Source organism: Streptomyces sp. AF1A (genome assembly GCF_047340315.1).
Taxonomy (GTDB): domain Bacteria; phylum Actinomycetota; class Actinomycetes; order Streptomycetales; family Streptomycetaceae; genus Streptomyces.
The window spans coordinates 1-8,812 of record NZ_JBLEBI010000233.1; the positions used below are offsets into that span (position 1 = coordinate 1).

Consider the following 8,812-nt stretch of genomic DNA (forward strand, 5'->3'; position numbering starts at 1 on the left):
CCGCCCGCAGCCGCTCGATGGTCCGCTCCGCCCGTCGGCGGGCCCGCGGGTCGTCGTCGCGCCGGAAGCGCAGCCGCACCTTCAACGGGGTGCGGATTCCGAGCGCGAGGCCGGCGCCCCGCGACTCCTCCACGGCGATCAGCCGGTACCCGAGCGCGTGGCCGATCGCCTCGACCCGCTCCCGCACGGCAACCGGCCCCTCAATCTCGACGTGCCCCCGGCCGTCGAAGCGGGACCGAATCTCGTCGTCCTCCATCAGCGGTCCCCGTAGCGCGGCAACTGCGCGGGGAAGTCCCGCGCACCCTTGCACCCGGCCAGGTCGTAGGCATGCCGGGTGAGTTGATAGGCGAAGTCGGTCAGGGCCTGGCCCAGGGCCGCTCCCGAGACCCTGCTCTTCCCGATCACATCGGCCTCCGCCACCAGGGCGCGGAGGGCCGGACGCACCGCCTGTGCTCTCCCTCGCGTGCGGAGGGTACCGGCCCGGTGCACGCCGACCGTGCACCGGGCCGGTGGAGTCCGTCGGGAGGGCCACGTCAGCTCAGTCGCCGCGCCCCCGCCGACGGCACCGCCTCGAAGACGCGTGGGGGCGTGAAGTCCGCTGCGGCGAAGGCCTCGTGGACCGCCTTGGTCAGGGTGTCGACGTCGGTCGCCTCCGCGAGGACGATCGCCGAGCCGCCGAAGCCGCCGCCGGTCATGCGGGCGCCCAGCGCGCCCGAGGCCAGGGCCGTGTCCACCACCAGGTCCAGCTCCGGGCAGGAGATGCGGAAGTCGTCGCGCAGCGAGGCGTGCCCCTCGGTGAGGACGGGCCCGATGGCGCGGGGCCGGCCGGCGCGCAGGAGTTCCACCACCCGCTCCACCCGCTCGTCCTCCGTCACCACGTGCCGGACCAGGCGGACGACCTCCTCCTCGTCGCCGAGCCGGGCGAGGGCCGCGTCGAGCTCGGCGTACGGGATGTCGCGCAGGGCGTCGACGCCCAGCAGGGCCGCGCCCTTCTCGCAGCCCGCCCGGCGCTTGCCGTACTCGCCGTTGCTGTGGGCGTGCTTGACCCGGGTGTCGACCACCAGCAGCCGCAGGCCCTCGGCCGCGAGGTCGAAGGGGATCTGCCGCTGGGAGAGGTCGCGCGTGTCGAGGAAGAGGGCGTGGCCCTCCTCGCAGCACGCGGACGCCGTCTGGTCCATGATGCCGGTCGGCGCGCCGACGTAGACGTTCTCGGCGCGCTGGCACAGCCGGGCCAGCTTCCAGCCGGGCAGACCCAGCTCGTACAGGTCGTCGAGCGCCAGCGCGACGACGACCTCCAGGGCCGCCGAGGAGGACAGGCCCGCGCCCGTCGGGACCGTGGACGCCAGGTGGACGTCCGCGCCGGTCACGCCGTGGCCCGCCTCGCGCAGCGCCCAGACCACGCCGGCCGGGTACGCCGTCCAGTTCTCGTCGCTGCCCGGGGCGAGCGCGTCCAGCCGGAGTTCCACGGCGCCGCCCTCGACGTCCGCCGAGTGCACGCGCAGGATGCCGTCGTCCCGGCGGGAGACGGCCGCGATCACCTGGTGCGGCAGTGCGAACGGCATGACGAAGCCGTCGTTGTAGTCGGTGTGCTCGCCGATCAGATTGACCCGGCCCGGCGCCGCCCACACCCCCTCCGGCTGCGTCCCGTACAACTCGGTGAAGCGCTCCGCGACCTGCTGTGGCCCCACTACTGCTCCCTTGCGATGCTCTGTGCGAACTCCCACGCGTCCGCGACGATCCCCGCGAGATCCGCGCGGGTCGGGTTCCAGCCCAGTTTCTCGCGGGCCGCGTCCGCCGAGGCGACCAGAACGGCCGGGTCGCCGCCCCGGCGCGGGGCGACCACCTCGGGGATCGGATGGCCGGTGACCTCGCGGACGGTCTCGACGACCTGGCGCACGGAGAAGCCGCTGCCGTTGCCGAGGTTGCAGATCAGGTGCTCGCCCGCCGTCGCGGCGTCCAGGGCCAGGAGGTGGGCCTCGGCCAGGTCGGCCACGTGGATGTAGTCGCGGACGCAGGTGCCGTCGGGGGTCGGGTAGTCGTCGCCGTAGACGGAGATCGCCTCGCGGCGGCCCTGGGCGACCTGGAGGACGAGCGGGATCAGGTGCGACTCGGGGTCGTGCCGCTCGCCGTACGCGCCGTAGGCGCCGGCCACATTGAAGTAGCGCAGGGACACCGCGGCCAGGCCGTGGGCGTTCGCCTCGCCGGTGATCATGTGGTCGACGGCGAGCTTGGTCGCGCCGTAGGGGCTGGTCGGCTTCGTCGGCGCGCTCTCTGCGATCGGGACCTGCTCCGGCTCGCCGTACGTCGCCGCCGTGGAGGAGAACACCAGCCTGCGCACGCCCGCCTCACGCATGGCGCCGAGCAGGGCCATGCTGCCGGCGACGTTGTTGTCCCAGTACTTCTCCGGCTTCGCCACCGACTCGCCGACCTGCGAGGACGCGGCGAAGTGCAGCACGCCGTCGTAGGAGGGGTCCAGCCACTTGGCGGCGTCGCGGACGTCGCCCTCGACGAAGGCCGCGCCGCCCGGGACGCCCGCGCGGAAGCCGGTGGAGAGGTTGTCGAGGACGGTGACCTCGTGGCCGGCCTCCAGCAGGTGCTGGGCCACGACACTGCCGACGTAACCCGCGCCACCCGTCACCAGGTACTTCATGAACTCGCTACCTCTCGCAGTCGCTCGGCCGCGCGCTCCGGCGGCACGTCGTTGATGAACACGTTCATGCCGGACTCGGAACCCGCGAGAAACTTCAGCTTGCCGGAAGTGCGGCGGACGGTGAAAAGCTCGAGGTGCAGCGCGAAGTCGTCGCGCGTGACCCCCTCGAACTCCTCCAGCGCACCGAACGGGGCCTGGTGCCAGGCCGCGATGTAGGGCGTCGGAGGCTCACCCTCGCCGAAGATCCGGTCGAAGCGCCGCAAGATTTCCAGATAGACCTGGGGGAACTCTGTGCGCGCCGCCTCGCCGAGGGCGAGCAGGTCGGGGACGCGGCGGCGGGGGTACAGATGCACCTCGTACGGCCAGTGCGCCGCGTACGGCACGAAGGCCGCCCAGTGTTCACTCGTGAGGACGACCCGCTCGCCGGCGAGCTCCCGCTCCAGGACGGCGTCGAAGAGGTTCTCCCCGCCGGTCGCCTCCTTATGGGTGGCCAGCGACCGGAGCATCAGCGCGGTGCGGGGCGTGGTGAAGGGGTAGGCGTAGATCTGTCCGTGCGGGTGCTGCAGGGTCACGCCGATCTCGGCGCCCCGGTTCTCGAAACAGAACACCTGCTCGACGGAGGGCAGGTGTGACAGCTCCGAGGTGCGGTCCGTCCAGGCGTCCAGCACCAGGCGCGCCTGCTCGCCGCTGAGGTCCGCGAAGGAGGCGTCGTGGTCGGAGGTGAAGCAGACGACCTCGCAGCGCCCGGAGTCGCCGGCGAGCGAGGGGAACCGGTTCTCGAAGACGACGACGTCGTAGGAGGAGTCCGGGATCTCGCTGAGCCGGTCGCCGCGCGTCGGGCACAGCGGGCACTCGTCGGCCGGCGGGTGATAGATGCGGCCCTGCCGGTGCGAGGCGACGGCCACCCGATCGCCGAGCAGCGGGTCGGGGCGGATCTCGGAGGTGGTGACCGTGCGCTCCAGCGGCCGGCGGTCGACCGCGTCGCGCACGGTGTCGTCCCGAAGGTCGTAGTAGATCAGCTCACGACCGTCGGCCAGCCGAGTCGAGGTCTTCTTCACGCCGGACTCCTTGGTCAGCCCCTGGGGGCGTGCGCACACCCCCTACTCACTCAACACAATCAAACATAACAGACCACAACCCGACAACCATCAGGATCATCACAATCAAACAAAGAACATCAACAGAAGTGTTCAATTCCTGAACACGGAGGCATAGGTTCCGCTCTGATCAGTTCGCGCAACGAAGCGAGTTCTCCATGCAAACCCCCCCATACGCGCCCACGGATCTGGCGGCGGGGCTACGGCTCCCCACCAATGGGCTGGACTACACGATCCTGGCGATCTACTTCGTCGTGGTGCTCGGCATCGGCTTCGCGGCCCGCCGCTCGGTCAAGACCAGCCTGGACTTCTTCCTGTCGGGGCGCTCGCTGCCCGCCTGGATCACCGGCCTCGCCTTCATCTCGGCGAACCTGGCGGCCACCGAGATCCTCGGCATGGCCGCCAACAGCGCCCAGTACGGCGCCTACACCGTGCACTGGTACTGGATCGGTGCCATCCCCGCCATGGTCTTCCTCGGCCTGGTGATGATGCCCTTCTACTACAGCAGCAAGGTCCGCTCGGTCCCCGAGTTCCTGCTGCTGCGCTTCGACCGGGCGGCGCACCTGCTCAGTTCGATCCTGTTCGCGTTCGCGGCCATCCTGATCGCCGGCGTCAACCTCTACGCCCTGGCCATCGTCGTCGAGGCCCTGCTCGGCTGGCCGCAGTGGGTCGCCATCGTGGTCGCCGGTGCCTTCGTGCTCGCGTACATCACCCTGGGCGGTCTGTCCTCGGCGATCTACAACGAGGTGCTGCAGTTCTTCGTGATCCTCACGGCCCTCATCCCCATCGTCGTGCTGGGCCTGAAGAAGGTCGGCGGCTGGGGCGGCCTGACCGACAAGCTCACCGCGACCCACGGCGCGGACTTCACCACCGCCTGGGGCGGCACCGGCATCGGCAGCGTCAACCCGCTCGGGGCCAACTGGCTGACCATCGTCCTCGGCCTCGGCTTCGTGTTGTCCTTCGGCTACTGGACCACCAACTTCGCCGAGGTGCAGCGCGCCCTGTCGGCGAAGAACCTCTCCGCGGGCAGGCGGACCCCGCTGATCGCCGCCTACCCGAAGATCTTCTTCGTCTTCCTGGTGATGATCCCGGGCCTGGTCGCCGCCGCGCTCGTCCCGAAGTTCGGCGCCCCCGGCTCCGGCTACCAGTACAACGACGCCATCCCCTACCTGATGCAGGAGCTGCTGCCCAACGGCGTGCTCGGCATCGCGGTCACCGGTCTGCTGGCGGCCTTCATGGCCGGGATGGCGGCCAACGTGTCGTCGTTCAACACCGTGTTCACAAACGACATCTGGGCCAAGTACGCGGTGCCCGGCCGCGAGGACGCCTACTACGTCCGCTTCGGCCGCCTGATCACGGTGATCGGCGTCCTCGCCTCCATCGGCACGGCGTTCCTGGCGTCCTCGTTCTCGAACATCATGGCCTACCTGCAGACGCTGTTCTCCTTCTTCAACGTGCCGATGTTCGTCGTCTTCATCGTCGGCATGTTCTGGAAGCGGGCGTCGGCCAAGTCCGGCTTCTGGGGTCTGATCGCCGGCACTGTCACCGCGATGGTCAACTACTTCGTGTTCTACAAGAAGGGGATCATCTCCATCCCCTCCGACCAGGGCGCCAACTTCGTCTCCGCGATCGCCGGTTTCGTCGCCGGCGCGGTCGTCATGTTCCTGGTGTCGCTGTTCACCAGGCCGAAGCCGGCGCAGGAGCTGCAGGGCCTGGTCTACGGCACCCTCCCCCAGACTTCGTCCGGGGGCACCCCCACCCCCGGCACCGAACCGCCCGCCCCCGGCGACGACGCCTGGTACCGCCGGCCCGCCCTGCTGGGCTGGGGCGCGGTCGTCCTGGCCGCCGCCTGCTACATCCCGTTCTCGTTCTGACGCGGGAGGATCGAGGAAACCATGTCCGAGCACTCCGAACACCCGCGACGCACGGGCCGCCCCGACCACTACACCGAGGAAGACCTGCAGCGGGAGGTCTCCGAGCTGCAGAGCAAGTCGGAGACCGCGGCCCGCATCTTCGACCTGCGCCGCATCATCGGCGGCCTGTTCGTGGTCTACGGCGTCATCGTCACCGTCACCGGCATCACCGACTCGCAGTCCGCGATCGACAAGGCCCAGGGCGTCAACATCAACCTCTGGACCGGCATCGGCATGCTTCTGCTGGGGATCTTCTTCCTGGCCTGGCTGAAGCTCAGGCCTGCGACGCCACGGCCGCTTGTCCAGGAGGACGCGCCGGAGGAGTGACCACCGGCCGGGGGCCGGCACCGCCACAGGACCACCGGCTCCCGGCCGCAGACTCGCTGCCGCTGGCGCCCGGATCTCCGTCCCCCCACCGGGCGCCGCCGTGCCGTCGGCGAGGCACCGGCAGCGGGGCCGGGCGCCGGGCCGGAGTCAGTCGCCGTACGGCTCCGGGCCCGGCCGCAGCGGTCCCGCCCGGTCCAGCAACCCCGTCCGCGCGGCCAGCGCGGCGGCCTCCAGCCGGGACCCCACGCCCAGCTTCATCAGCACCCGCTGGACATGCGTCCGCGCGGTGCTCGGCGCGATGCCCATGCCCGCCGCGATCAGCCGCGTGTCCTCCCCGTCGGCCACCCGGACCAGCACCTCGACCTCCCTCGGCGTCAGCACCTGCAGCAGCCGCTGAGCCTCGTCGTCCGGCTGCGCGGCGGGATTGAGCAGCTCCTCGAAGGCGCCCTGCAGCAGCTGCGGAGCCACCGCCGCCTCCCCGGCCCGGGCCTTCATGATCGCCCGTTCGACCCCCTCGATCCGCTCGTCGTGCCGCACGTACCCCGACGCGCCGGCGGCGAAGGCCGCGGCGATGCCCCGCGGCGACGGAACCGGCCCCAGCACCAGCATCGCCACCTGCGGCCGTTCCCGCTTGATCTTCACCACCGGGTCGAAGGCGCCCGGCTCGGCCGGCGCCGCCGTGCCCAGCAGGCACACCTCCGGCGCACGCGCGATCACCAGATCCGCCGCACCCGCGGCCGGTGCCGCCGCCGCGAGCACCCGGTGCCCGCGCAGCTTCAGCGCGGACGCCAGCGCCTCCGCGAGCAGGCGATGGTCGTCGACGACCATGAGCCGCACTCCCATAGAGCAACCCCCCAGTCCCCCCCATGGATGCCCCACTATGGACGCCCAGCGGTTCCCAAGGACAGAGGGCCCCCCGGCCCCCGTCCTTCATGCCCCCGGAAGCTACACGCTTGTTCGACGTCGCGCTGCCCGTCTTCATGAGAAGTGCCCCGGATCGATGAAATCCGGGGCACTTCTCGGTAAGTCACCCATTCGGGCGAGCCGGCGACGGGTCAGCCGCCCGTGCCGAACGCCAGCACCAGGTCCTCCTTGCCGGACGTCGAGGTGCCTTTGCGGTGGGCGAACACCTGCGACATGTACAGCCGGCCGTCCGCGAAGAGGATCTCCGCGTAGTCCGGCAGCATGGCGGCCTCCGTCTCCCGCACGCTCTGGTCGGCGGGGTTCTCCAGCAGCGTGGTCTGCTTGAACGAGCCGCCGTCGATGCTGACGATCTGACCGCCCTTGTTGTACGGCGGCTGCTTGTAGGCGATCAGGTTGGAGCCGTCCATGCGCAGCGGGTACATCTGGTAGCCGTCGCCGGCCTCGGCGCGCTGTCCGGTCGGCTTGCCGGTGTTCAGGTCGAAGGCGACGATCTCGTTGGTCTCGCTGAACTGGCCCTTGCCGTCGTGCTGTTCGGTCGGCACGTACAGCTTGCCGTTGCCCGCGACGATCTCCTTGCAGTACTCGATGCGGGTGATGCCGTCGCAGCGGCCGGCGTAGGTCTTGCCCGGCGCGGAGATGTGGGCGAGCAGCTTGCCGGTCTTGTTGTCGATGGAGAAGTAGTCCGAGACCTCGCTGCCGTCACCGGCACTGTCGCCCACGTCGGCGGCCACCACCAGCGGGTCGGTGGAGACGATGGAGGCGTACTCGATCCCCGGGTCCATCCTGTACTCGGAGATCACCTTCCCGGTCTTCGGGTCGAGGGTCTGGATGAGCAGCTGGGGGCTGGAGGAGTCGCCGCAGCTGCGCACCGCGACCAGCTTGGCGCCGCCGCCGTAACCCGCGTCGTAGCAGTCGTCGCCCGGCTTCGGCAGCCAGAGCGCCTTGCCCGAGTCGATGTCGAACGCGGCACCGCCGCTGCTGTCACCGACCGCGACCGTACGCTGGGCGACCGTCACGTTCTGGTAACCGACCGCGTAGTCACCCGACTTGACCGTCTTCGTCCACAGCTTCTTTCCCGCGTCCAGGTCGAGCGCGGCGATCTGCGTGCACGCGGAGACGGACTTCTTCGTGTCCGGCTTCGGCTGGTAGGTGATCGCGGTCTTGCCGTCCGAGGTGACGTGCTTGCTGGCCGCGCAGACCGGGCCGGGCAGCTTGATCGTCCACAGCTTGGTGCCCTTGGCCGGGTCGTAGCCGACGACCTCGGACACCCCGCTCTTGGCGTACACCGTGTCGGTCAGCCAGGAACCCGCGGTGGCGACCGTGTCGTCCGTGGTGGGCAACGGGACCTCGAACAGCACGTGGGCCGCGGGATCGGCCGGCACCTTCTCCTTGCCGCCGCCCGAGGCGCCCCCGGAGGAGTCCTTGCCGCCGGTGCCGCCGCTGGAGGAAGCGGTGTCGTGCGTCTTGCCGTCGCCGCCGGAGGACTTGGTGTACCAGATACCTCCGGTGACGATCAGCGCGATGACGACGACCGCCGAGACGATGATGGCGAGCGCGGCGTTGTTGCGCCCACCGCCCTGTCCGGGCTGAGGCTGCATCGGCGCGGTCGGCGACTGCCCCGGGTACCCGTACCCCGGCGGCGTGGGCCGGCCGTACGGGTACTGCGGCGGCGCGCCGTAGGCGGGAGGCTGCTGCCCGTACGCCGGGGTCTGCTGGGCGTACGGGTTCTGCTGCGCACCCGGGTAGCCGTAACCCGGCTGGGGCTGCGGCGGCCCGGCGGCCGGGCCGGCCTGCGGGTAGCCGTAGCCGGGCTGGGGCTGAGGTGGCCCGGCGGGCGGAGCGGCCGGAGGCGTCGGCGGGGCCGCCGGGGTGGCCGGCGGCGGGCTCTGCGGCTCCGACGA

8 protein-coding genes and 1 pseudogene are annotated in these 8,812 nt (G+C 70.8%); 2 read left to right on the forward strand and 7 right to left on the reverse strand.

What is annotated here, in order from left to right; genetic code table 11:
• The 5 genes and pseudogenes from ACLU3S_RS33820 to galT all read right to left on the reverse strand — a co-directional run.
• Nucleotides 1-256, reverse strand: a pseudogene (locus ACLU3S_RS33820) (hypothetical protein); the annotation flags it as partial.
• On the reverse strand, nucleotides 256-444 hold the full coding sequence (locus ACLU3S_RS33825) for a hypothetical protein (RefSeq protein WP_413955806.1): 189 nt from the start codon (nucleotides 442-444) through the stop codon (nucleotides 256-258). The pseudogene ACLU3S_RS33820 and the gene ACLU3S_RS33825, both read right to left, overlap by 1 nt.
• 89 nt (nucleotides 445-533) lie before the next feature.
• Nucleotides 534-1,688, reverse strand: coding sequence for a galactokinase (galK, locus tag ACLU3S_RS33830; RefSeq protein ID WP_413955807.1), 1,155 nt, complete (start codon nucleotides 1,686-1,688; stop codon nucleotides 534-536).
• Entirely contained in the window at nucleotides 1,688-2,650 is a 963-nt protein-coding gene (galE, locus tag ACLU3S_RS33835) for a UDP-glucose 4-epimerase GalE (protein ID WP_413955808.1), read from the reverse strand. Before galE ends, galK begins: the two co-directional genes overlap by 1 nt.
• Nucleotides 2,647-3,708: a galactose-1-phosphate uridylyltransferase gene (gene galT / locus ACLU3S_RS33840; RefSeq protein WP_413955809.1), complete on the reverse strand. Its 1,062-nt coding sequence runs from the start codon at nucleotides 3,706-3,708 to the stop codon at nucleotides 2,647-2,649. The genes galE and galT overlap by 4 nt, the downstream gene beginning before the upstream one ends.
• 197 nt (nucleotides 3,709-3,905) lie before the next feature.
• Between galT and ACLU3S_RS33845 the strand changes: the two genes are divergently transcribed.
• Both ACLU3S_RS33845 and ACLU3S_RS33850 read left to right on the forward strand, forming a co-directional pair.
• Complete coding sequence (locus ACLU3S_RS33845) at nucleotides 3,906-5,621, forward strand: sodium:solute symporter family protein (protein ID WP_413955810.1); 1,716 nt, start codon at nucleotides 3,906-3,908, stop codon at nucleotides 5,619-5,621.
• Between the two features lie 21 nt (nucleotides 5,622-5,642).
• Complete coding sequence (locus ACLU3S_RS33850) at nucleotides 5,643-5,987, forward strand: hypothetical protein (RefSeq protein WP_413955811.1); 345 nt, start codon at nucleotides 5,643-5,645, stop codon at nucleotides 5,985-5,987.
• A gap of 147 nt (nucleotides 5,988-6,134) precedes the next feature.
• On the opposite strand, the gene ACLU3S_RS33855 is transcribed toward ACLU3S_RS33850, so the two are convergent.
• Complete coding sequence (locus ACLU3S_RS33855) at nucleotides 6,135-6,830, reverse strand: helix-turn-helix transcriptional regulator (protein WP_413955812.1); 696 nt, start codon at nucleotides 6,828-6,830, stop codon at nucleotides 6,135-6,137.
• 212 nt (nucleotides 6,831-7,042) lie between these two features.
• The coding region (locus ACLU3S_RS33860) for a PQQ-binding-like beta-propeller repeat protein (protein WP_413955813.1) at nucleotides 7,043-8,812 on the reverse strand (1,770 nt) is incomplete at its 5' end.

Excerpts from the sequence above, each read along its gene's own strand:
- galE (WP_413955808.1), bottom strand. The coding sequence starts at position 2,650 with ATGAAGTACCTGGTGACGGGTGGCGCGGGTTACGTCGGCAGTGTCGTG.
- ACLU3S_RS33845 (WP_413955810.1), top strand. The coding sequence starts at position 3,906 with ATGCAAACCCCCCCATACGCGCCCACGGATCTGGCGGCGGGGCTACGG.
- ACLU3S_RS33850 (WP_413955811.1), top strand. The coding sequence starts at position 5,643 with ATGTCCGAGCACTCCGAACACCCGCGACGCACGGGCCGCCCCGACCAC.
- ACLU3S_RS33855 (WP_413955812.1), bottom strand. The coding sequence starts at position 6,830 with ATGGGAGTGCGGCTCATGGTCGTCGACGACCATCGCCTGCTCGCGGAG.